This is a genomic window from Pseudomonas sp. HLS-6, from assembly GCF_002753995.1.
GTDB classification, from domain to species: Bacteria; Pseudomonadota; Gammaproteobacteria; order Pseudomonadales; family Pseudomonadaceae; genus Aquipseudomonas; species Aquipseudomonas defluvii.
The window spans coordinates 516,734-540,625 of record NZ_CP024478.1 but is presented as its reverse complement, the minus strand read 5'-3'; the positions used below and the strand labels follow the sequence as shown (position 1 = coordinate 540,625).

At 61.3% G+C, this 23,892-nt stretch carries 21 protein-coding genes; 10 read left to right on the top strand and 11 right to left on the bottom strand.

The window, feature by feature from the left end:
• Positions 1-44 precede the first annotated feature (44 nt).
• The 4 genes from mdtD (at position 45) to yccS (ending at position 6,489) form a co-directional block, all read left to right on the top strand.
• Positions 45-1,472, top strand: coding sequence for a multidrug transporter subunit MdtD (gene mdtD, locus CS390_RS02395; protein WP_099773393.1), 1,428 nt, complete (start codon positions 45-47; stop codon positions 1,470-1,472).
• A gap of 105 nt (positions 1,473-1,577) precedes the next feature.
• Positions 1,578-2,915, top strand: a complete 1,338-nt coding sequence (gene dbpA / locus CS390_RS02390) for an ATP-dependent RNA helicase DbpA (protein WP_256587614.1) — start codon at positions 1,578-1,580, stop codon at positions 2,913-2,915.
• 96 nt (positions 2,916-3,011) lie between these two features.
• Positions 3,012-4,190 carry an NAD(P)/FAD-dependent oxidoreductase gene (locus tag CS390_RS02385; RefSeq protein WP_065760293.1) on the top strand — a complete coding sequence of 393 codons (1,179 nt, stop codon included), beginning with the start codon at positions 3,012-3,014 and terminating at the stop codon, positions 4,188-4,190.
• A gap of 118 nt (positions 4,191-4,308) precedes the next feature.
• Entirely contained in the window at positions 4,309-6,489 is a 2,181-nt protein-coding gene (gene yccS / locus CS390_RS02380) for a YccS family putative transporter (protein ID WP_099773392.1), read from the top strand.
• Here the strand turns inward: yccS and CS390_RS02375 are convergent, their stop codons facing one another.
• Positions 6,490-7,230: an ABC transporter substrate-binding protein gene (locus tag CS390_RS02375; RefSeq protein ID WP_099773391.1), complete on the bottom strand. Its 741-nt coding sequence runs from the start codon at positions 7,228-7,230 to the stop codon at positions 6,490-6,492.
• Between the two features lie 247 nt (positions 7,231-7,477).
• Between CS390_RS02375 and CS390_RS02370 the strand changes: the two genes are divergently transcribed.
• Positions 7,478-7,927 carry a GNAT family N-acetyltransferase gene (locus tag CS390_RS02370; protein WP_099773390.1) on the top strand — a complete coding sequence of 150 codons (450 nt, stop codon included), beginning with the start codon at positions 7,478-7,480 and terminating at the stop codon, positions 7,925-7,927.
• Positions 7,928-7,972: 45 nt separating this feature from the next.
• Here CS390_RS02370 and CS390_RS02365 read toward each other — a convergent pair whose 3' ends face one another.
• From CS390_RS02365 to tkt, 9 genes are all read right to left on the bottom strand, one after another.
• Positions 7,973-8,269, bottom strand: coding sequence for a helix-turn-helix domain-containing protein (locus CS390_RS02365; RefSeq protein WP_099773389.1), 297 nt, complete (start codon positions 8,267-8,269; stop codon positions 7,973-7,975).
• A gap of 17 nt (positions 8,270-8,286) precedes the next feature.
• On the bottom strand, positions 8,287-8,787 hold the full coding sequence (locus tag CS390_RS02360) for a YgjP-like metallopeptidase domain-containing protein (RefSeq protein WP_099773388.1): 501 nt from the start codon (positions 8,785-8,787) through the stop codon (positions 8,287-8,289).
• 37 nt (positions 8,788-8,824) lie between these two features.
• A complete protein-coding gene (locus CS390_RS02355; RefSeq protein WP_099773387.1) occupies positions 8,825-10,945 on the bottom strand; it encodes a bifunctional diguanylate cyclase/phosphodiesterase in 2,121 nt (706 codons plus the stop codon).
• Positions 10,946-11,159: 214 nt separating this feature from the next.
• On the bottom strand, positions 11,160-12,224 hold the full coding sequence (gene fba / locus CS390_RS02350) for a class II fructose-bisphosphate aldolase (RefSeq protein WP_065760286.1): 1,065 nt from the start codon (positions 12,222-12,224) through the stop codon (positions 11,160-11,162).
• 100 nt (positions 12,225-12,324) lie between these two features.
• Positions 12,325-12,645: an MliC family protein gene (locus tag CS390_RS02345; protein ID WP_099773386.1), complete on the bottom strand. Its 321-nt coding sequence runs from the start codon at positions 12,643-12,645 to the stop codon at positions 12,325-12,327.
• Between the two features lie 57 nt (positions 12,646-12,702).
• Positions 12,703-12,921: a hypothetical protein gene (locus tag CS390_RS02340; RefSeq protein WP_065760284.1), complete on the bottom strand. Its 219-nt coding sequence runs from the start codon at positions 12,919-12,921 to the stop codon at positions 12,703-12,705.
• 32 nt (positions 12,922-12,953) lie between these two features.
• Complete coding sequence (locus CS390_RS02335) at positions 12,954-14,117, bottom strand: phosphoglycerate kinase (RefSeq protein WP_099773385.1); 1,164 nt, start codon at positions 14,115-14,117, stop codon at positions 12,954-12,956.
• 12 nt (positions 14,118-14,129) lie between these two features.
• Positions 14,130-15,197 (bottom strand): erythrose-4-phosphate dehydrogenase, encoded by a 1,068-nt coding sequence (epd, locus tag CS390_RS02330; protein WP_065760282.1) that lies wholly within the window; start codon positions 15,195-15,197, stop codon positions 14,130-14,132.
• A gap of 154 nt (positions 15,198-15,351) precedes the next feature.
• The gene (tkt, locus tag CS390_RS02325) at positions 15,352-17,349 is read right to left on the bottom strand and encodes a transketolase (protein ID WP_099773384.1); all 1,998 of its coding nucleotides are present in this window, start codon (positions 17,347-17,349) and stop codon (positions 15,352-15,354) included.
• A gap of 259 nt (positions 17,350-17,608) precedes the next feature.
• On the opposite strand from tkt, the gene CS390_RS02320 reads away from it, so the two are divergent.
• From CS390_RS02320 to CS390_RS02305, 4 genes are all read left to right on the top strand, one after another.
• On the top strand, positions 17,609-18,604 hold the full coding sequence (locus CS390_RS02320) for a metalloregulator ArsR/SmtB family transcription factor (RefSeq protein WP_065760280.1): 996 nt from the start codon (positions 17,609-17,611) through the stop codon (positions 18,602-18,604).
• A 20-nt stretch (positions 18,605-18,624) separates the two neighbouring features.
• Positions 18,625-19,815 carry a methionine adenosyltransferase gene (gene metK / locus CS390_RS02315; protein ID WP_065760279.1) on the top strand — a complete coding sequence of 397 codons (1,191 nt, stop codon included), beginning with the start codon at positions 18,625-18,627 and terminating at the stop codon, positions 19,813-19,815.
• Between the two features lie 141 nt (positions 19,816-19,956).
• A complete protein-coding gene (gene ligB / locus CS390_RS02310; RefSeq protein WP_371918231.1) occupies positions 19,957-21,642 on the top strand; it encodes an NAD-dependent DNA ligase LigB in 1,686 nt (561 codons plus the stop codon).
• A gap of 58 nt (positions 21,643-21,700) precedes the next feature.
• Entirely contained in the window at positions 21,701-22,096 is a 396-nt protein-coding gene (locus CS390_RS02305) for a DUF1090 domain-containing protein (protein WP_099773382.1), read from the top strand.
• 67 nt (positions 22,097-22,163) lie between these two features.
• On the opposite strand, the gene CS390_RS02300 is transcribed toward CS390_RS02305, so the two are convergent.
• On the bottom strand, positions 22,164-22,613 hold the full coding sequence (locus tag CS390_RS02300; protein WP_065760276.1) for a cytochrome c: 450 nt from the start codon (positions 22,611-22,613) through the stop codon (positions 22,164-22,166).
• A 125-nt stretch (positions 22,614-22,738) separates the two neighbouring features.
• Here CS390_RS02300 and CS390_RS02295 point away from each other — a divergent pair, with 125 nt between their 5' ends.
• Positions 22,739-23,887, top strand: a complete 1,149-nt coding sequence (locus CS390_RS02295) for a murein transglycosylase A (RefSeq protein WP_065760275.1) — start codon at positions 22,739-22,741, stop codon at positions 23,885-23,887.
• The last annotated feature ends 5 nt before the right edge of the window (positions 23,888-23,892 follow it).

Sequence of the window (23,892 nt, the reverse complement as noted above, 5' to 3'; positions counted from 1 at the left end):
GCCGGCAATACCGGCGATAAGGCCCCAGATCGGAGAGAGGTCCTATGCCTGATCGCGCGCCCCTAGACAGCACCACCGCCCGCTGGATCCCCTGGGTGGTGGCCATCGCCTTCTTCATGCAGTCACTCGACGGCACCATCCTCAACACTGCCCTGCCCGCCATGGCCCGCGACTTGGCCGAAGACCCCCTGCGCATGCAGTCCGTCATCATCGCCTACATGCTCACTGTGGCCTTGCTGATTCCCGCGTCGGGCTGGATCGCCGACCGCTTCGGCACCAAACGGATCTTCTTCGGCGCGATTTTGCTGTTCAGTATCGGCTCGCTGCTCTGCGCCTTGGCCGACAGCCTCGGGATGCTGGTCGCCGCACGGGTGATCCAGGGCCTGGGCGGCGCACTGATGCTGCCCGTCGGGCGCCTGGTGGTGTTGCGCGCCTATCCACGCTCCGAGCTGGTGCGGATCATGAGTTTCATCACCATTCCCGGCCTGCTCGGCCCGCTGCTGGGACCGACCTTGGGCGGCTGGCTCGTGGAAATACTCAGCTGGCACTGGATCTTCCTGCTCAACCTGCCCGTCGGGGCGGTGGGTTGCTATGCCGTGTGGAAATTCATCCCCGACTTGCGCGGATCCGAGCGCACGCGTTTCGACGGCATGGGTTTCCTGCTGTTCGGCGCGGCAATGGTGCTGATCACCATTGCCATGGAGGGCTTGGGCGAGCTGCACCTGCCGCATCTGCGGGTGATGTTGCTGCTGTTCGCCGGCATGGCCTGCCTGGCAGCCTATTGGCTGCGCGCCGGCAGTACGGATGACCCGCTGTTCTCGCCCCGATTGTTTCGCACCCGGACCTTTTCGGTGGGTATTCTTGGCAACCTGTTCGCCCGCCTGGGCAGTGGTGCCCTGCCTTTTCTGGTGCCACTGCTGCTGCAGGTCGCGCTGGGCTATTCGCCCGCAGAAGCCGGCATGAGCATGATCCCGCTGGCGGCCGCAGCGATGCTGGCCAAGTCGGTGGCCCAACCCCTGATCGAGCGCCTCGGCTACCGTACGATCCTCACCGGCAACACCCTGCTGCTGGGTGTGCTGCTGGCCAGCATGGGACTGGTCGATGAACAGACACCCTACGCCGTACTGCTGGTCCAATTGGCACTGCTTGGGGCCGTCAACTCGCTGCAATTCACCGCCATGAATACCGTGACCCTGATCGACCTCGACGATGCCAGCGCCAGCAGCGGCAACAGCCTGCTTTCCGTGGTGGCACAACTGTCGCTGAGCCTGGGTGTCGCCTGTGCCGGTGCGCTGCTGGGCGGGTTCACCGCAGCGGGCAGTGCCGAAGGGGTGGAAAGCACACTGGGTGCGTTCCAACTGACCTTCCTGACCATCGGCCTGATGGCCATGTTGGCCGCAGCGATCTTCATGCAGCTTTCAAAGACGGACGGAAGGCGTGCCCGTCGTCTGGAACCTGAAATCGAGCCTTAGGGCGAATGGCCACGAGACTGGTACACTGCGCGACATTTTGTTTTGCAGGCCCGCCTCGTGACCACCATTGCCACCGCCTTCGATACCCTGCCGCTGTCCAGCGCCATGCTGGCCAACCTGAACGCTCTCGGCTACGCCCAGATGACCCCGATTCAGGCCCAGAGCCTGCCGGTGATTCTCAAGGGCATGGACCTGATCGCCCAGGCCAAGACCGGCAGCGGCAAGACCGCCGCTTTCGGCATCGGCCTGCTCAACCCGATCAATCCACGCTACTTCGGCTGCCAGGCCCTGGTGCTGTGCCCAACCCGTGAGCTGGCCGACCAGGTCGCCAAGGAACTGCGGCGGCTGGCCCGTGCCGAAGACAACATCAAGATCCTGACCCTCTGCGGCGGGGTTTCGCTCGGCCCGCAGATCGCCTCGCTGGAACACGGCGCGCACATCATCGTCGGTACTCCGGGGCGAATTCAGCAGCACCTGAGCAAAGGCACCCTGGTGCTCGACGGGCTCAACACCCTGGTACTCGATGAAGCAGACCGGATGCTCGACATGGGGTTCTACGACGCCATCGCCGACATCATCGGGCAAACGCCGAAACGCCGTCAGACCTTGCTGTTCTCGGCAACCTACCCGGCCGGCATCAAGCAACTGTCGGCAGCCTTCATGCGTGACCCGCAGCAGGTCAAGGTTGAAGCCCTGCACGCCGACAACCAGATCGAACAACGCTTCTACGAAATTGATCCGGAACAGCGCCTGGAAGCCGTAACCCGCGTACTCGGGCATTTCCGCCCACAGTCCTGCGTGGCGTTCTGCTTTACCAAACAGCAGTGCCAGGAAGTGGTGGAGCACCTGCAGGCCAAAGGCATCGTCGCCGCGGCACTGCACGGCGACCTGGAACAGCGCGACCGCGATCAGGTCCTGACCCTGTTCGCCAACCGCAGCAGCTCGGTCCTGGTCGCCACCGACGTCGCCGCCCGCGGCCTGGACATCGACGCCCTGGACATGGTCATCAACGTCGAACTGGCCCGTGATGCCGAGATTCACGTACACCGTGTCGGCCGTACCGGACGCGCAGGCGAGAAAGGCCTGGCCGTAAGCCTGGTGGCGCCTGCCGAAGGTCATCGCGCCCAAGCAATCGAAGCCCTGCAAAAGGCGCCGCTGCGCTGGGAACAGCTCGACAGCCTCAAGCCCCAGAGCGGCGCCCCGCTGCTGCCGGTCATGAGCACCCTGTGCATCGCTGCCGGCCGCAAGGACAAACTGCGTCCGGGCGACATTCTGGGTGCCCTGACCGGTGATGCCGGCTTGCCAGGCACTCAGGTTGGCAAGATCGCGATTTTCGACTTCCAGGCCTTTGTCGCAGTGGAACGTGCGGTGGCCAAGCAGGCCTTGCAGCGCCTGAACAGCGGCAAGATCAAAGGGCGCTCGTTGCGCGTGCGGATCGTCTGATCCCATTACCCGAAAAGCCGGCTCCCGCCCCTGCAGGAGCGGGCTTGGCTGGCGACAGGACGACACGGTTTCAGCTTTCAACCCGAGGATTTTGCAGTGCGTTCCACCGAAGTCATCATCATCGGCGCAGGCGCTGCCGGCCTGATGTGCGCCCTGACCGCCGCCAAGCGTGGCCGCCAGGTTGTATTGCTCGACCACGCCAACAAACCGGGCAAGAAAATCCTGATGTCAGGTGGCGGGCGCTGCAATTTCACCAACATGTACACCGAACCGAGCAATTTTCTCTCGCAGAACCCGCATTTCTGCAAATCCGCGCTGGCACGTTACACCCAGTGGGATTTTATCGAGATGGTCAGCAAGCATGGCGTGCCGTACCACGAGAAGAAACTCGGCCAACTGTTCTGCGACCATAAATCCAGCGACATCCTCGACATGCTCCTGGCCGAGTGCGACGCCGCAGGCGCCGAATTGAACATGAACACCCGCATCGATCAGATCGAAAAACTCGAAAGCGGCTATTTGCTGGAAACCAGTGCAGGCAAGCTGCAGTGCCAGTCGCTGGTGATCGCCACCGGCGGTTTGTCGATCCCGACGTTGGGAGCGACCGGCTTTGGTTATCAGGTGGCGCGTCAGTTCGGTCACAGCGTACTGCCGACCCGCGCAGGCCTGGTGCCCTTCACCATCACCGACCAGCTCAAGGCGCTCTGCACCGAGCTGTCCGGCACCTCGGTCGACTGTATCGCCAGCTGCAACGGCGTCAGCTTCCGCGAAAACCTGCTGTTCACTCACCGCGGCCTCAGCGGCCCGGCGATCCTGCAGATTTCCTCATTCTGGGAAGCCGGTGATACGCTGGAAATCAACCTGCTGCCGGACCACGACGCGTTGACCTGGCTGCAACAGCAGCAAGCCGAACGCCCCAACAGCGAGCTGAAAACCCTGCTCGGTGAACTCTTCACCAAGAAAATGGCCAACCTGCTGGCCGAGCAGTGGTTCGTGTCCAAGCCAATGAAACAGTACACCCCGGCTGAACTGGCTCAGGTCGCGGAGAAACTCGGCGCCTGGCAACTGGTTCCCGCCGGTACTGAAGGCTACCGCACTGCCGAAGTGACCCTGGGCGGCGTCGACACCCGCGAGGTGTCCTCCAAAACCATGGAGTCACTCAAGAGCCCTGGCCTGTATTTCATTGGCGAAGTGCTGGATGTCAGCGGCCACCTCGGTGGCTTCAACTTCCAGTGGGCGTGGGCTTCGGCCTACGCCGCCGCACAATTCGTCTAACCTTCGCGGTAGAATCGGCGCATCACGGAACAAATTTTGCTGGGACATTACCGCGACGGCAGCTTGCCGTCGCGACCCGCTCAATTTCGATCACTGCCCTGCAGGCCTGACTCCCGCCATGTCATCCACATCGTTGCGCCATTCACTGCGTCGCCTCTGGGCTCTGGATAAATTCAGCTACAGCATCCGGGTATCGATCGCCCTGACCGGAAGCATGGCGCTGTGTTGGTACCGGGACGAAATGGGCCTGCTGATCCCGCTGTTCCTCGGTATTATTGCCAGCGCCCTGGCAGAAACCGATGACAGCTGGCAAGGCCGACTCAACGCCCTGGCCGTTACCCTGGTCTGCTTTACCGTCGCCGCGCTGTCGGTAGAGATGCTGTTCCCTTACCCCATTGTGTTTGTCTGCGCCATGGCATTGGCGGCCTTCGGCCTGACCATGCTCGGCGCACTGGGCGAACGCTACGGCGCGATCGCCTCGGCGACGCTGATTCTCTCGGTGTACACCATGATCGGTGTCGACCAGCGCGGCGGCGAAGTCACCGACTTCTGGCACGAACCCTTGCTGCTGGTGGCCGGCGCTGCCTGGTACGGCCTGCTCTCGGTTCTCTGGCAGGCCCTGTTCTCCAACCAGCCCGTGCAGCAAAGCCTGGCCCGGCTGTTTCGCGAGCTGAGCCGCTACCTCAAGCTCAAGTCCACGTTGTTCGAGCCGATTCGTCAGTTGGATGTCGAAGCACGACGCCTTGAACTGGCACAACAGAACGGTCGGGTGGTGGCCGCGCTCAATGCCGCCAAGGAAGTCATTCTGCACCGGGTCGGCAATGGTCGCCCCGGCTCGAAAGTCAGTCGCTACCTGAAACTGTACTTCCTCGCCCAGGACATCCACGAGCGCGCCAGCTCGTCGCACTACCCGTACAACGCACTGGCAGAGGCGTTCTTCCACAGCGATGTACTGTTTCGCTGCCAACGCCTGTTGCGCCAACAGGGCGTGGCCTGCCAACAGCTTTCAGAATCGATCCAGCTGCGTCAGCCATTCACCTACGACACAGGCTTTGCCCAGGCCCAGGAAGACCTGCACGCCTCACTCGAGCACCTGCGCAGTCAAAACAACCCAGCCTGGCGCGGCCTGCTCCGTTCGCTTCGCGCCCTGGCGGCCAACCTGGCCACACTGGACCGCCTGCTCAGCGACGCGAGCAACCCCGACAAACTGGCTGACAATAGTGACTCCAGCCTGCTCGACCGCTCGCCCCACAGCCTGGCGGATGTCTGGAATCGGCTACGCCAACAGCTGACGCCGACGTCATTGCTGTTTCGTCACGCGTTGCGCCTGCCGCTGGCACTGTCGATCGGTTATGGCATGGTGCACCTGATCCACCCCACCCAAGGCTACTGGATCATCCTCACCACGTTGTTCGTCTGCCAGCCCAACTATGGCGCCACGCGACGCAAGCTGGTGCAGCGGATCATTGGAACGGGGATTGGCCTTACCGTTGGCTGGGCATTGTTCGACCTGTTCCCCAACCCGCTGATCCAGTCGATGTTCGCAGTTGTCGCCGGCGTGGTGTTTTTCGTCTACCGAACCACCCGCTACACCCTGGCCACGGCAGCGATCACTCTGATGGTGCTGTTCTGTTTCAACCAGATCGGTGACGGCTACGGGCTGTTCTTGCCACGCCTGTTCGATACGTTGATTGGCAGCCTGATCGCCATCCTCGCAGTCTTCCTGTTCCTGCCAGACTGGCAGGGGCGGCGGTTGAACAAGGTGCTGGCCAATACCCTGAGTTGCAACAGCATTTACCTGCGCCAAATCCTCCAACAGTATGCCAACGGCAAGCGCGACGACCTGGCCTACCGCCTGGCGCGCCGCAACGCCCACAACGCCGATGCGGCGCTGTCGACCACCTTGGCCAACATGCTGATGGAGCCCGGGCATTTCCGAAAGGAGGCGGATGTCGGCTTTCGATTCCTGGTGTTGTCGCACACCCTGCTCAGCTACCTTTCAGGCCTCGGCGCCCATCGCGATAGCGTCCTCGCGGCCGAGGCACGTACCGAGCTGGTCGAAGGGGCCGGGGCACGCCTGGCAGACAGCCTCGATGAAATCGCCGTCGGCCTGTCGACCAAACTACCCGTTGCGATTCACAGCGATGACGAGGAAGCCCTCGCCAGCAGACTGGAACAAGTACCCGAAGAAATCGACGAGACCCAACGACTGGTCCAAACCCAGCTGGCCTTGATCTGCCGCCAACTGGGCCCGCTGCGCACCTTGGCGGCGCATCTGATCAAAGAGTCTGCGGCCTGATCACAAACCGTACTGTTTGAGCAGGCGGGCATAGCTGCCATCGGCCCGCATCGCCACGATAGCCTGATCGAACGCGGCAACGATTTGCTGATGACGAGGGTTTTTCAGGCTGACCAGAATGTGCAGGCTGTTTTCACTGAGCGGCTTGCCGAAAAACTCAACGCTGTCGCGAACAGGCGCAGGTTCCTGCTTGAGAAAATGGCGAGCGACGTACTCGTCCTCAAGGGTCAAGCTTACCCGGCTTGCTGCCAGCATTCGCACCGCCACCGAAAAGCTGCGCACCGGAATCTTCTGCAAGCGGCTATCGGCATCGAAGCCGAGGGAGTATGCATAGTCACGAACGACCGCGATCGGATAGGGATACAAATCCGCCAGGCCCTGGAAGGTAATCGCTTCATCCTTGCGCTTGAGCAAGCGTATGCGGTTGGTCAGGTACCCGGCCGAAAATTCCCCGATCCGTGTACGTGAGTCGTTGTACCAGGCATTGACCAGGATGTCGTAACGGCCTTCGCCTACGCCCATCAATGCCCGCGCCCAAGGGGCCTGCTCAAATTCGCTGTCATAGCCGGCACGCTTGAGCGCTGTGGTAACAATCGCCGTAGCCAGCCCGCCCCCTTCCAGGCTGGCATCGGTGAACGGAGGCCAGGCATCCGCCACAAGCTTGAGCTTGTCCGCTGCGATCAGGGGGGACGTTGAGCAAAGCAATCCAAGCAAAACCAAGACTCGAAGCAATACAGACATGCTCAAATCCCTTAGCGAGCACCCTGCCAGCGCCAATGTCCAACTGCCTGAAAATGCACCTGGTGCAAGAACTCTAGAAGGCCCATTCAGATTACACAAAGATGAAGGGCTCGGGCAGCGAAAATAATAGCTATTTGCCTGCACGGTTGATCGGGCGCACAACAGACACAATCCGCCGCAACTTCAGTCTCGTCGTGGGCACAGTGCTCTGCCATGATGAGTCATTGACATCAGGACGAGGCCTATCATGCCCATCGAATGGCTCTGCAAACACCACTCGGACCTTGGCAAGGAACAGCTCTACGCCATCCTCAAACTACGCTCGGAAGTATTCGTCGTTGAACAGAAATGCCCCTATCTGGACATCGACGGGGAGGACCTGGCCAGTGACACCTGCCACTTGATGGCATGGCAGGACGACACGTTGGTGGCTTATCTGCGTCTGCTCGACCCCACATCGCAGGGCGGTGACGTGGTGATCGGTCGGGTGGTGATCGCACCGCACGCACGCGGAAAAGGCTTGGGGCATGAACTGATGGAGCAAGGTTTGAAGCATGCCGAGCAGCTCTGGCCCGACGTGCCGGTGTACCTGTCAGCACAAGCACATCTGCAGGACTACTACGCCCGTCATGGTTTCAAGATCGCAGGTGAGGCCTACCTGGAGGACGGTATTGCGCATGTCGGCATGCGCCGCTAGCCACTGACCTCCACGGCGCATGGCGCAGTCGTCTGCGCAGCGGTATCAGGGATAACCCAGCACCTCGCGGATCTGCCCCAGGTGCTGGAGGACCCACTGAGGATCAATCGCTCCCCAGTCACGAATACGGTAATGCCCGGCATGATTGCGCGCCCCAACCTGCTGTTCGAACTCGCAGAGGATGTCCAGGTCACTCAACGCGGCAATCGTGTCCTGAGCGGTACGCCGTGGCATGCCGGTGGCCTCCATCAGGGCGGGAACGCTGCTGGCGGTCTGGCTGTCGATCAACCAGGCAACGTACAGGCGGCGGTAGAAGCTGGTCTTGGTCTTGCTCACATCCATCGGCAAATCCTTGTCAGTCAGGCCTGGGCAGGCAAATCCCGCCAGGTCAGGTAAACACGCAGGTCAAACTCCAGCTGATGGTAGCCCGGCTGCATGTACTCACAGAGCTGATAGAAGGCCTTGTTGTGCTCGGCCTCCTTGAAGTGCGCCAGCTCATGCACCACGATCATGCGCAGAAACTGCGGGGCCGCCTCCTTGAACAACGAGGCAATACGTATCTCTTTCTTCGCCTTGAGTTTGCCACCCTGCACCCGCGACACCGCCGTGTGCAAGCCCAGTGCCCGGTGGGTCAGGTCGAGCCGGTTGTCGAACAGGACCTTGTCCAGGTTCGGCGCATTGCGCAGGTACTCCTGCCTGATGGCCTGGGCATAGGCGTACAACGCCTTGTCGCTCTGTACCTGATGCCGCTCGCTATAGCGCTGCGCCAGATAATCACCCAGGCGGTTGCTGGCGATCATCTGGCGCACCTGATCTTGCAGGTTGGCGGGGTAGGCTTGCAGGTACTTGAGGACGGTCATGGCTACAGCTGAATAGATAAAGGCGCAGTGTAACCAACTACCGGTACTGCCAGTCAAAAAACGCCGGAAAAGCCCCCGCATCCTCGGTCGTCAATGGGTGCGCCACCAAAAAGCCCTGGACGTACTCACAGCCATTGGCCTGAAGCCAGTCGGCCTGAGCACGTGACTCGACCCCCTCGGCAATCACGCTGATGCCGTACTGCCTGCACAACTCAATGACGGCGCGAACCAGTACTGCATCCATTGTCGACTCGGGCAACCTGCCAACCAGATGGCGATCGAGTTTAAGGGTGTCTATCGGCAAATCGCGCAGCATGCGCAATGAACAGTCGCCAGCGCCAAAGTCGTCCAGCGCCACCCGCACCCCCAATTGCCGCAGGCGCTGCAATTGCTTGAGCGCGATATCGTTACTGAAATTCAACGAGGTTTCAGCAACCTCGACCTCCAACTGCGCTGGTATCAGGCCATGGCCCTGAATGACCCGCCCGAGCTCTTCGGCCAGGTTCGGCATCGAGAACTGGGCCCGACTCAGGCTGATACTCAACACAACCTCAGCCCCCAGCACATTCCCCCAGGCCTTGCGCTGCGCGGCGCCCTGCTGATAGATCCAACTGGCCAGCCGGGTAATCAGCCGCGCCTCCTCCAGCAACGGAATGAACAACCCTGGCGGCACATCGCCAACACTTGGGTGCTGCCAGCGCAACAGCGCCTCGAAGCCTCGCAAGCGGCCATCGGCAAATGCAACCTGCGGCTGATAGACCAGGTTGAAATCGTGGTTCTCGATAGCATCACGCACGCTGTCTTCGAGCATCAAGCGCGAACGTGCACGCCCATTGAGCTCCTGATCGTAATAGCGGTACTGCTGACGACCCGCCTGTTTCGCCGCGTACATGGCAGCATCGGCAGCACGCAGCAGCCCGGCAAGGCCTGTGTCGCAATCAGGACACGTGGCAATGCCGATGCTGACACCCAAGGTGACTTCCATGCCATCGATCAATTGGCAGATCGACATCCGTTCGATCAGCCTTTCTGCGAAACGAGCCGCCTGCTCCGGGTAGTCCAGCGCATCGAGCAGGGCGGTAAACTCATCACCGCCCATGCGCCCGAGGATCGCATGCGCCCCCAGGCAATCCTTCAGCTGCTCGGCCACCCAATGCAACACCCGGTCGCCGGCTTCATGACCCAGCGTATCGTTGACGCGCTTGAAGCCATCCAGGTCCAGGTACATCAAGGCCTGCGCCTTTTGGGAATGCTCACTGCGCAGCAACACGCTCTCTGCCGCCTGACAGAACCCCCGGCGATTGAGCAGGCCGGTCAACGGATCAGTGACCGCCTGATGTTCAAGCTGCTGATGCAGGCTGCGCACCACTGACATGTCCAGCACCGTCACAACCATCGCCTGCTGCTCGCCAGGCAGTGGCGCGCAGGACAATGCCACCGGCAGCAACTGGCCGGTTCCGGTACGCAGCACAGCATCATGCAGGCGGTAGATTTCACGGCTCTGGTAAGCCTGGTAGAACGCTGAATCGCGCCACAGGGTAGCCTCTGGCGTCTGCAGGAAGGTCAGCAGACCCACACCTTGCAAACGCTCGACGGGCATTTCAAGCAAGCGTGAAATCGCCGGATTTGCAAACTCGATGAGGCCATTCTCGGCCACGACCAGAATGCCTTCAGCGGCATTTTCAAGCACCGACGCATTGAAAGCGCGCGCCGTCTCCAGATCGCGACTCAGGCGTTGCAGCTCACGGCGATTGCGCTGCTGCTCAAGCAGTGCCTGCACCTTGGGTTTGAGTATTTGCGGGTCAAAAGGCTTGAACAGGTAATCAACAGCCCCGCTGGCATAGCCCTTGAGCACAGCCGCCTGGGACTGCTCATTGGCTGTCAGGAAAATAATCGGGGTCATGCGTGTACGCTGGCTGCCACGCATCAGGCGGGCCACTTCGAATCCATCCATCTCCGGCATTTGCACATCAAGCAGTACGAGGTCCACTTCATGCTCGAGCAGCGCGCTCAGCGCTTCTCTCCCGGAGCTTGCCGTCAGTACCTGCCAGTCTCGCCGGGCCAACAGCGCCCGCATGCTGATCAGGTTTTCAGGGTAATCATCAACGACCAGCAACACCGAGTTGCCGTTTTGATGCTGAGTATGCGCGCAATCCATGCTGCTTCTCTTATGAGACCGATCTCTACTTCGGCTGAAATCTGAACCTAACTCTAGTCGTGGCAGCCATAAATCTGAAGCCAGCATCCCGTGATCACGTAATGAAACGGGCGCTCACCGACTAACGGTCTGTCCGAACGAGCCAACACGGTCCTGTGCTTGGCTCGCAAAAACAAAAAACCCGCATCGCTGCGGGTTTTCCGGGTTACCGGGCTTAGTTGACCTTGGCAGCCAGCTCACCTTTGGCATAACGCTGGAACATGCCTTCCAGGGAGATCGGCTTGATCTTCGAGGCATTACCGGCAGTACCGAAGGCTTCGTAGCGGGCGATGCAGACGTCACGCATGGCCTTGACGGTTTCGGCGAAGAACTTGCGTGGGTCGAACTCGCTTGGGTTCATCGCCATGTGACGGCGCATCGCACCGGTAGAGGCCAGACGCAAGTCAGTGTCGATGTTGACCTTGCGCACGCCGTACTTGATGCCTTCGACGATTTCTTCAACCGGTACGCCGTAGGTCTCTTTGATCTCACCGCCGTACTGGTTGATGATCGCCAGCCACTCTTGCGGAACCGAAGAAGAACCGTGCATCACCAGGTGGGTGTTAGGAATGCGCTTGTGGATTTCCTTGATACGCTCGATTGCCAGGATGTCACCGGTTGGCGGCTTGGTGAACTTGTACGCGCCGTGGCTGGTGCCGATGGCAATGGCCAGGGCATCGACCTGAGTCTTCTTGACGAAGTCTGCCGCTTCTTCCGGGTCGGTCAGCATCTGGCTGTGATCCAGCACGCCTTCTGCACCGATGCCGTCTTCTTCGCCGGCCATACCGGTTTCCAGCGAGCCCAGGCAGCCCAGCTCACCTTCTACGGAAACGCCACAGGCGTGAGCCAAGGCCACGGTCTGCTGAGTAACGCGAACGTTGTACTCGTAGTCGGTTGGCGTCTTGCCGTCTTCACCCAGCGAGCCGTCCATCATGACCGAGCTGAAACCCAGCTGAATCGAACGCTGGCAGACATCCGGGCTGGTGCCGTGGTCCTGGTGCATGCACACCGGGATATGCGGGAATTCTTCGATTGCGGCCAGAATCAGGTGACGCAGGAATGGGGCGCCAGCGTATTTACGGGCACCGGCCGAGGCCTGGACGATCACCGGGGAGTCGGTCTTGTCGGCCGCTTCCATGATGGCGCGCATTTGCTCAAGGTTGTTGACGTTGAAAGCTGGAACGCCGTAGCCAAATTCAGCGGCGTGGTCCAGCATCTGGCGCATGCTAATGAGTGCCATGTTATGTGTCTCTCCCGACGAGGGTCGTTAATCGTGCAAGCCTGCCGTAGCGGCGGCTGCTATTCAAGTAGTGTGGACCAGCGCACGCTGGCCCGGCCAGTCACGGTGCCTTGCAGCCCCGTCCTATCAAATCGTTGGTTGCTACCCAGTACACCAGGCCTTCGTTACCTTGGGTGTGGAAGGCCAATACACCATCGCTGTACAGCGCTCCGGAAGCCCCCGGCTCAGGCTTGAGCCGATAGACCCGGTCGCCGCCGCCCAGTCGAACATCCATGGACTGCTGGTGGCTATCGGCAAGGCGCCAGAACACTTCTGCCTGACTGTCGCACACCCAGCGTGTCCAGTTACCCGCAACCGGCTGAGGATTGCTCACGCAGCCTGCCAATGTCGCCAAGCCCATCAGGGCCAGAACGCGTTTCATCACATGTCCTCTAAGACCACAACACGGTCAGCGGGTTGCATTGAATCACTGAATCACTCAAGGGCAACCATGCGCCTGACGCTGATGCTCGTCGTCATACTTTTCCAGGCCATCCGGGCCAAGCCTTTTACTGATGACCGGCGCGGTTTCGGCCTGCCATTCAGACTGGTAGCAGCCGCCCTTCGACACACCCGCCTGGTTCGCCTCAGGCGCGGCGGTGCTGGAGCAGCCACTCAGCACTGCCGCCAGGATCACCACAGGCAATAGTTTGACCATCAGGCTGCTCCCTTTGCCAGGCACTGAACGATTCAGGCCTTGGCCCGTTGTTCCAGCATGTCGACCGCCGGCAAGACCTTGCCCTCGACGAATTCGAGGAAGGCACCACCGCCAGTAGAAATGTAGGAGATATCAGCACCGACACCATACTTGTCGATAGCGGCCAGGGTGTCGCCACCACCGGCAATGGAGAACGCTTCGCTCTGGGCGATGGCGTGCGCCAGTACCTTGGTGCCATTACCGAACTGGTCGAACTCGAAGACGCCAACCGGACCGTTCCAGAGAATGGTCTTGGAGGACTTCAGCAGCTCGGCAAAGTGCTCGGCGGTTTTCGGCCCGATATCGAGGATCATGTCGTCATCGGCAACGTCAGCAACGGCCTTGACGGTGGCAGCAGCGCTTTCGGCAAATTCCTTGGCAACCACCACATCCACCGGCAGCGGCACGCTGACCTTGGCCGCAATGGCTTTGGCGGTTTCAACCAGATCAGGTTCGTACAGCGACTTGCCGACCTTGTAGCCCGCTGCCGCCAGGAAGGTGTTGGCGATGCCACCACCGACGATCAGTTGATCGCAGATCTGGCTCAGGCTGTTCAGTACGTCCAGCTTGGTGGAAACCTTGGAGCCGGCAACGATGGCCGCCATTGGCTTGGCCGGGGCGCCCAGCGCCTTGCCCAGCGCCTCCAGCTCAGCGGCCAGCAGAGGGCCCGCCGCCGCGACCTTGGCGAACTTGGCAACGCCGTGGGTCGAACCCTCGGCGCGGTGAGCAGTACCGAACGCATCCATGACGAAGACGTCGCACAGGGCGGCGTACTTCTGGGCCAGTTCATCGGCGTTCTTCTTCTCACCTTTGTTGAAGCGCACGTTCTCGAACAGCACAACGTCACCAGCCTTGACCTCAACGCCATCGAGGTAATCGGCGATCAGCGGTACATCACGACCCAGCGCCTTGCTGAGGTAGTCGGCAACCGGCTTAAGGCTGTTTTCGGCGGAAAACTCGCCTTCGCTCGGACGCCCCAGGTGAGAGCAAACCATCACGGCCGCACCCTTTTCCAAGGCCAGCTTGATGGTCGGCAGCGAAGCAAGGATACGCGCATCGCTGGCAACCACACCGTCCTTGACAGGAACGTTGAGGTCTTCGCGGATCAGTACGCGCTTACCGTGCAGATCGAGGTCGGTCATCTTCAAAACGGTCATGAATGCAGTCCTTCAGGGCTGTTTGCGAGTGGTGCAAGTGGGGTCGGCGACACGCAGGTAATGACCGGCGACGTCGAGCATACGGTTGGCGAAACCCCATTCGTTGTCGAACCAGGCCAACAGGTTCACCAGCCGGGGGCCGGAAACACGGGTCTGGCTGGCATCGACAATGGCCGAATGCGGGTCATGGTTAAAGTCGCAGCTGGCATGCGGCAATTCAGTGTAGGCCAGCAGGCCGTGCAGCGGGCCACTCAAGGCTGCTTCACGGAGTACCTGATTGACCTGCGCGGCATCAGTGTCGCGCGAGGTCTGCAGGGTGATATCCAGGCACGAAACGTTCACCGTCGGCACCCGTACCGCTTTGGCCTGGATTCGACCGGCAAGTTCCGGCAACAGGCGCTCGATACCTCGCGCCAGGCCCGTGGAAACCGGAATCACGGACTGGAAGGCCGAACGCGTGCGGCGCAGGTCTTCGTGATGATAGGCATCAATGACGGGCTGATCGTTCATCGCCGAGTGAATGGTCGTGATCGACACATACTCAAGGCCAAAGGCCTCATCCAGCACCCGTAACAGCGGCACACCGCAGTTGGTGGTACAGGATGCGTTCGAGACCAGACGCTCATGCCCGATCAGGCAGCCCTGGTTGATGCCATAGACGATGGTGGCGTCGACATCTGCCTCGCTCGCCATCGGCTGGGAAAACAGCACACGTGGCGCACCGGCATCCAGAAACCGTTGGCCATCGGCGCGGGTGTTATAGGCACCGGAGCACTCCAGCACCAGATCGATATCCAGTGCAGCCCAGTCGATACCTTCCGGGGTTGCACTGCGCAGTACTTTCACGCAGTCGCCGTTGATGTGCAGGCAATCGCCGTCGACCTTCACCTCACCGGGGAAACGTCCATGGGTGGAGTCAAAGCGCGTGAGGTACTCGAGGCTGGCCTGATCAGCCAGATCGTTCAAGGCGACGATCTCGAAACCGGCCTTCGACCCGCGCTCGAACAAAGCACGCAAGACACAACGACCAATACGGCCATAGCCGTTGAGTGCAACTCTATAAGGGCGCGGTTGGGACATAGAATGCTCACGGAACAGAAGCGTTATTCTGCAGCCTGTGGAAAACGCGGTGCGTTCAATCGCTGGCACGCCAGCGCCCACAGGAATCTCGATGCCCCTGTGGGCGCTGGTTTGCCGGCGAAACGCCGACACCAGCCCCCACAGGGCAACGCGATCAGTCTTCCAGCAGCTCTTCGGCGGTGCCCAGGATGTTCTCCAGGGTGAAGCCGAATTCTTCGAACAGGGCTGGCGCAGGGGCCGACTCGCCGAAGGTGGTCATACCGATGATGCGACCTTCCAGGCCCACGTACTTGTACCAGAAGTCCGCGTGAGCAGCTTCAATGGCGATACGTGCGCCAACTTCGACTGGCAGAACGGCTTGCTTGTAGCCAGCGTCCTGGGCGTCGAACACGGTGGTGCAAGGCATCGATACCACACGGACCTTACGGCCCTGCTCGGTCAGTTTGTCGTAGGCCTGAACGGCCAGGCCCACTTCCGAACCGGTGGCGATCAGGATCAGCTCTGGCTCGCCAACGCTGTCCTTGAGCACATAACCGCCACGCGCGATATCCGCCACTTGAGCCGCATCGCGTGGCTGGTGTGGCAGGTTCTGACGCGAGAAGATCAGTGCCGAAGGGCCGTCGTTACGCTCAACGGCGAACTTCCAGGCCACCGCCGACTCGACCGCATCGGCCGGGCGCCAGGTGTCCAGGTTCGGCGTGCAGCGCAGGCTGGCCAGTTGCTCGATTGGCTGGTGGGTCGGGCCGTCTTCGCCCAGGCCGATGGAGTCGTGGGTGAACACATACAGCACACGCTTCTTCATCAGCGCCGACATGCGCACAGCGTTGCGGGCGTATTCCATGAAGATCAGGAAGGTCGCGCCGTACGGCACGAAACCACCGTGCAGGGCCACGCCGTTCATGATGGCGCTCATGCCGAACTCACGTACGCCGTAGAACATGTAGTTGCCGCTGGCGTCTTCGGCGCTGACACCCTTGCAGCCTTTCCACAGGGTCAGGTTGGAGCCGGCCAGGTCAGCCGAACCGCCAAGGAATTCAGGCAGCAACGGGCCGAAGGCATTCAGTGCGTTCTGGCTGGCCTTGCGGCTGGCGATGGTTTCGCCCTTGGCCGCAACGTCGGCGATGTAGGCAGCGGCTTTTTCCGAGAAATCGGCCGGCAGTTCACCGCTCAGGCGACGTTTCAGTTCGCTGGCCAGTTCAGGGAAGGCTGCGGCATAGGCGTCAAAACGAGCATTCCACTCGGCCTCAACAGCCTTGCCGGCTTCCTTGGCGTCCCATTCGGCGTAGATGTCGGCCGGGATTTCGAACGGACCGTGGTTCCAGTTCAGCTCTTTGCGCGCCAGGGCGATTTCGTCGTTACCCAGTGGAGCACCGTGGCAGTCTTCCTTGCCCTGCTTGTTCGGCGAACCGAAACCAATGATGGTCTTGCAGCAGATCAGGGTTGGCTTATCGCTCTTGCGAGCGGTCTCGATGGCGGTCTTGATCTCGTCAGCATCGTGACCGTTGACGTTGCGGATCACCTGCCAGTTGTAGGCTTCGAAACGCTTCGGCGTGTCATCCGTGAACCAGCCTTCGACTTCACCATCGATGGAGATGCCGTTGTCATCGTAGAAGGCAATCAGCTTGCCCAGGCCCAGGGTGCCGGCCAGGGAAGCGACTTCATGGGAAATACCTTCCATCATGCAGCCATCACCCAGGAAAACGTAGGTGTGGTGGTCGACGACGTTGTGGCCTTCACGGTTGAACTGGGCGCCCAGCACCTTCTCGGCAATGGCGAAGCCCACGGCGTTGGCCAGGCCCTGACCGAGCGGGCCGGTGGTGGTCTCGACACCTGGGGTGTATCCATACTCCGGGTGGCCCGGGGTACGGCTGTGCAACTGACGGAAGTTCTTCAGATCGTCGATCGACAGGTCGTAGCCGGTCAGGTGCAGCAGCGAATAAATCAGCATCGAACCGTGGCCGTTCGACAGCACGAAGCGGTCGCGGTCGGCAAAAGCCGGATTGCTCGGGTTGTGCTTCAGGTAGTCACGCCAAAGAACTTCGGCGATATCCGCCATGCCCATAGGGGCACCTGGGTGGCCGCTGTTGGCCTTTTGCACGGCATCCATGCTGAGGGCACGAATGGCGTTGGCACGCTCACGACGGCTGGGCATCGCTTATCTCCTGGGGCTTGAATAAGTAACGGGACAGAAAAAGGCGGCCATTTTCGCCCAGTCACAGGCTCGGGGGCAATGACGGATGGTCGCTGTCGGGTGATTTTCCTGTGATTGAGGTTGGTTTTGGCGAATCGCCCGGTCAAACAGCCGAATTTGTCGCCGGACATGCCTTTGCACAGCCCACTCATCGCGCAATATCAAAACTTTTTGATATTGCGCTTGCGACAGCGGAGGTCGCTGACTAGACTGCCGCCCCATGAACCTACGCGTGCCGTCAGTCCGCCATGAGCAAAGCGACGAGCTGGCGGCCCTGTGCAAGGCCGGCGGCGATCCGCTGCGCCTGAATGTGTTGCGTGCACTGGCCAACGATTCGTTTGGGGTACTGGAACTGGCGCAGATCTTCGCGATCGGCCAGTCCGGCATGAGCCACCACTTGAAGGTACTGGCTCAAGCCACACTGGTCGCCACGCGCCGTGAAGGCAATGCCATCTTCTACCGCCGCGCCCTGCCCGACAGCCTTCGCCTGGGTGGCAAGCTGCACGCAGCGCTGCTGGAAGAAGTGGACAGCCTGTCGTTGCCGGCCGAGGTGCAGGCACGGATGGCCCTCGTGCAACAACGCCGCGCGGCCACCAGCCAGGATTTTTTCCAGCGTGTAGAAGAAAAGTTTCGTGCCCAGCAGGACCTGATCGCTGGCCTCGCACAGTACCGCGAGAGCCTGCTGAGCCTGCTCGACAAGCTAAGCTTCGCCCCCGGCGCCAGCGCGCTTGAAGTCGGCCCGGGCGATGGCGAGTTCCTACCCGAACTGGCCAAGCGTTTCGAGCAGGTAACCGCCCTGGACAACAGCCCGACCATGCTCGAACTGGCGCGTCAGGTGTGCCAGCGCGAGCGTCTGGCTAACGTAAACCTGCAGTTGGCCGATGCACTCAGTGCAACGGATGTCGACGCCGACTGCGTGGTGCTGAACATGGTCTTGCACCACTTCAGTGCTCCGGCCGATGCCCTGCGGCAACTGGCCACCCGTGTCAAACCAGGCGGCAGCCTGTTGGTTACAGAGTTGTGCAGCCACGACCAGAGTTGGGCCAGAGAGGCCTGCGGTGATCTCTGGCTAGGCTTTGAGCAGGACGACCTGGCCCGCTGGGCCAATGCTGCGGGACTGGCTCCCGGGGACAGCCTCTATGTGGGCTTACGTAATGGTTTCCAGATTCAGGTCCGCCATTTTCAGCGACCGACTGGCGACACTCACCATCGGTAAATATTTAGGAACCCGTCGAGATGAGCGAATACTCCCTTTTCACGTCCGAGTCTGTGTCTGAAGGGCATCCGGACAAAATCGCCGACCAGATTTCGGACGCCGTACTGGACGCAATCATCGCCCAGGACAAATACGCCCGTGTCGCTTGCGAAACCATGGTGAAAACCGGCGTAGCGATCATTGCTGGCGAAGTCACCACATCGGCCTGGGTCGACCTCGAAGAAATCGTTCGTAAAGTCATCATCGACATCGGCTACAACAGCTCCGACGTCGGCTTCGACGGCGCCACCTGCGCTGTGATGAACATCATCGGCAAACAGTCCGTGGACATCGCCCAGGGCGTTGACCGCAGCAAGCCGGAAGACCAGGGCGCGGGCGACCAGGGCCTGATGTTCGGCTACGCCAGCAACGAAACCGACGTGCTGATGCCAGCACCGATCTGCTTCTCTCACCGTCTGGTCCAGCGCCAGGCCGAAGCCCGCAAATCCGGCCTGCTGCCATGGCTGCGTCCGGATGCCAAGTCGCAGGTCACCTGCCGTTACGAAGACGGCAAGGTCGTCGGTATCGACGCCGTCGTCCTGTCCACCCAGCACAACCCTGAAGTCTCCCACAAGGACCTGCAGGAAGCTGTGATGGAACTGATCGTCAAGCACTCCCTGCCTGCCGAACTGCTGCACAAAGGCACCCAGTACCACATCAACCCGACCGGTAGCTTCATCATCGGCGGCCCGGTAGGCGACTGCGGCCTGACCGGTCGCAAGATCATCGTCGACACCTACGGCGGCATGGCCCGTCACGGTGGTGGCGCATTCTCCGGCAAAGACCCATCCAAGGTTGACCGTTCCGCCGCCTACGCCGGCCGCTACGTGGCCAAGAACATCGTCGCCGCAGGCCTGGCCGATCGCTGCGAAATTCAGGTTTCCTACGCGATTGGCGTCGCTCAGCCGACGTCGATCTCGCTGAACACCTTCGGCACCGGCAAAATCAGCGATGACAAGATCATCCAACTGGTTCGCGAGCATTTCGACCTGCGTCCTTACGCAATCACCACCATGCTCGACCTGCTGCACCCGATGTACCAGGAAACTGCAGCCTACGGTCACTTCGGCCGTACTCCGCAGCTGAAGACAGTCGGTGACGACACCTTCACCACCTTCACCTGGGAGCGCACTGACCGCGCCGACGCCCTGCGCGCCGCTGCCGGTCTGTAAGTACCCTGCGTCACCCCAAAGCCCCTGCCGGGTAACTGGCAGGGGCTTTTTTGTGCACCACAGATACATATGTACTGACAACTTCAAGCGCATTGGCCGCTGCAACTTTCCTAGGCTTTGTATTCCTCCCGCCGAGCAAGGATGCTCGCCATGCCTGCGCTACTGTTTTCCTTTCTGCTGATGCTGCTCAGTACCGGCACCCTTGAGGCCAGCACCTGCCCCGAGTGGTCGCAACCCGATGCTCACCAAGCAATAGAACACCTGCAACGCCGCCTCACCACCTGGGACGAGCAGTACCATGGCCAAGGCCGGTCAGAGGTCGCTGACGAACTGTATGACCAGAGCCGTGCACGACTGCAGCAGTGGCAGCGCTGCTTTGCCCTCGACACACCGGCCGCCAACCCGCTGAGCAGTGCAAGCGGCCCCATCGCGCATCCGGTCCCACACACAGGCCTGCACAAGTTGCCCGATGAATCCGCCGTGCGCACCTGGCTTATGGCAAAGGACGATGTATGGGTGCAGCCCAAAGTCGATGGCGTTGCAGCCACACTTATCTACCGCCAAGGCCGACTGGTACACCTCATCAGTCGCGGCGACGGCACCCACGGGCACGACTGGAGCCGGCACATCCCCGTACTCAGCGCTGTGAACCAAACACTGCCGGAGCCCGTCGACCTGCTGCTCCAGGGCGAGCTTTACTGGCAACTGGACAACCATGTGCAAGCCCATAGCGGCAGCCTGAATGCCCGAGCCGATGTCGCCGGGCGCCTGGCCCGCAAGCAACTCAGTAATGCGGACGGTGCGCGCATCGGTCTGTTCGCCTGGGGCTGGCCAGCAGGCCCACAGGATCCAGCCAAACGCCTGGCGCGCCTGACCGAACTGGGTTTCCCCCTGATCGGCGAGTACAGCCAGCCAATCAGCAGCGCCAGCCAAGCCGCGCACTGGCGCGAGCACTGGTATCGCACCCCGCTGCCCTTCGCCAGCGATGGCGTGGTGCTGCGCCAAGGCAACCACCCGCCGCCCGAACGCTGGCAAGCTCACCCTCCCCACTGGACAGCCGCATGGAAGTACCCGCTTGCACAGGCGCTGGCGGAGGTGCGCGACGTGCAGTTCGGCATCGGTCGTACCGGGCGCATCAACCCGATCATTCAGGTCGCTCCGGTGCAACTGGACGACCGAACGATACGTCAGGTGAGCGTTGGCTCCCTGCAGCGCTGGCAGCAACTGGACATCCGGCCCGGTGACCAGGCTGCCATCAGCCTGGCCGGCCTGACCATACCGAGGCTTGATGCGGTGGTGCACCGCAACCCACAACGCCAGCCACTTCAAGTACCCGACCCTGCGGCCTACCATCCGCTCAGTTGCTGGCAACCGACACCGGGCTGCCGGGCGCAGTTCCTGTCCCGACTGAACTGGCTAAGCGGCAAGCAAGGGCTGAACCTGACCGGCGTTGGCCAAGGCACCTGGGAGCGGCTGACCGACAGCGGCCATGTCACCCACCTGGTTGATTGGCTGGCCCTGCCCGATAGCCAACTGCAACACATACCGGGGCTGGGCGAACGCAGCAGCAAACACTTGCAACAAAACTTCGCACAGGCTCGCCAACAGCCTTTTTCCCGCTGGATCCGCGCCCTGGGCATACCCGCGCCCAGCCACCTCGACCTGGGTGACAACTGGCTGGAGCTGGCACAACGCGACACTGCGCGCTGGCAACAGGAAGCGGGTATCGGCCCGAGACGGGCAGCCCAACTGAGCGCATTCTTCCGAGCACCTGAACTGCAAATGCTGGCCGAACAACTGCGCCAGCATGCAATCGAGGGTTTCTAAATTTCTCGGTTCAGGGCAGCATCAACGCTTCTGCTGTCCCGCCCCCTATGGAGCCCCTATGAAACTGCTTTCACCTCTTGCCCTGTTCGCGGCCTGTAGCCTCATGGCTGCACCGCTGCTGGCCGCTGAAGAGCAACCCGGCCTGACAGGCTGCGCAGCCAAACGCCAGGCGATCAGCGAACAGATCGAGCAGGCTCGCGCCCACGGCAACAGCGAACAACAGGCCGGTCTGGAAAAGGCCCTGAGCGAAGTGACAGCCAACTGCACCGATACCAGCCTGCGCAAGGAACGGGAGAAAAAGGTTCTGGAGGCTCGACACGAGGTCGCCCAGCGCCAGAATGACCTTGAAAAAGCCATGAAAAAAGGCGACGCGGAGCGCATCAACAAGCGCAAGGACAAACTGGCAGAGTCGCGCAAGGAGTTGCAGCACGCGCTGGATGAACTGGAAAAGTGACCGCCGTGCATGCTGGCGTCACCTGCATCGCCGACCGGTCAGCGATGCAGTGCTTGCGCTCAACTGATCAGTGATTGCGAAACTCGGTATGGCATGCCTTGCAGGCCTGCTCAACCTTTTGCATCGGCGCCGCCAGCTCTGCAGGCGTCAGCGGCTGAGGACGGGTAACCGCGACCAGTTCACCGGTGGCGGCCTCCATCTGCCGGGCAAGTTCCTGGAAGCGCGCCTGCTTCTGCCAGACGTCTTCACGTGCACTGGAGTCCTTTTCCTCGCGCACCTGTGGAAAATGCTTCCACGGTTCGTGCGTCAGGCCATCAAGCTTCAGCGCGCCGTCGGCAAATTTCTGGCTGTCGAACGCCAGCCGCCCACGCAACATGCCGCCCAGGTCTTCGCTGGTCTTGAGCATCTGCTTGAAGATCGCCTTGCGCTGGCCCAGCGGCGAATTCGGATCGACACCGCCACAGGCGGTCAGGGTCATGCAGGCCAGCAGTACTACACAGAGTCGTTTGAACATCATGATCGCTTCGGCTCACAAAAAAGGCTGCCAGTATCCTCGCACGGCCCCCAAAGACCAATACCCTTATCAACACTAGGGGCTGCACGTGCTGCCCAGCACGCGGCAACCTCAGGAAATCGACACCCATGAAGATGACTTTCAGCCGCCTGAACTGGCTGCTACCCGTACTGGCCCTGCTGGCCGGTTGTAATGGCGGCAACCCGGAAAAACCCAAAACGCACGCAATAGCCACCTACACCAGTGCCACCTGGAAAGACCTGCCCCAGGTAAGCGACAGCGACCTGCTGGCGGGCTTCAACGCCTGGCGCAGCGCCTGCGAACGGCTCAAGAGCGATGCCACCTGGGCTGGCACCTGCAACGCTGCCGCAAACATCGCGGCAGAACCCGATGCGGTTCGTACCTTTCTCCAGACCCGTCTGGACGTGTTCAGCCTGCGCTCGGCCGAAAACAGCGCCAACGGCCTGATCACCGGCTATTACGAGCCGGTCTACCCCGGCAGCCTGACACGCACCGACAACGCCGGCGTACCGGTCTACGGCGTACCCGATGACCTGGTGGTCGTCGCGCTCGACAGCGTCTACCCGGAACTCAAGGGCAAACGCCTGCGCGGGCGCCTGGAAGGTCGCACCCTGAAACCCTACGACACCGCCGACACCATCCGTCGCCAAGGCGTGAACGCCCCCGTGTTGGCATGGCTGACCGATCCGATGGATCTGCAATTCCTCCAAATTCAGGGTTCAGGCCGTATTCAGCTGGACGATGGTCGCCAGTTGCGCATCGGCTACGCCGACCAGAACGGCCACCCCTATCGCCCTGTGGGTCGCTGGCTGGTCGAACAGGGCCAGTTGAAAAAAGAAGAGGTGACCATGGGCACTATTCATAGCTGGGCCGAGGCTAACCCGACGCGGGTACCGGAACTGCTCGCAAGCAACCCAAGCTATGTGTTCTTCAGCGCCCGCCCGGACAGCAACGAAGGCCCGCGCGGCTCACTCAACGTACCCCTGACTGCCGGCTATAGCGTGGCCATCGACCGCAAGGTAATCCCGCTGGGCAGCCTGTTGTGGCTGTCGACCACGCGCCCGGACGGCGCGCCGGTAGTGCGCCCGGTCGCGGCGCAGGATACCGGCGGCGCGATCACCGGTGAGGTCCGTGCAGACCTGTTCTGGGGTACCGGCAGCGAAGCTGGCAAACTGGCCGGTGACATGAAGCAACAAGGCCAGATCTGGTTGCTCTGGCCAAAGGGTGCGGCATTGCCAGACGTGCCTCAGGCCTGAGGGTC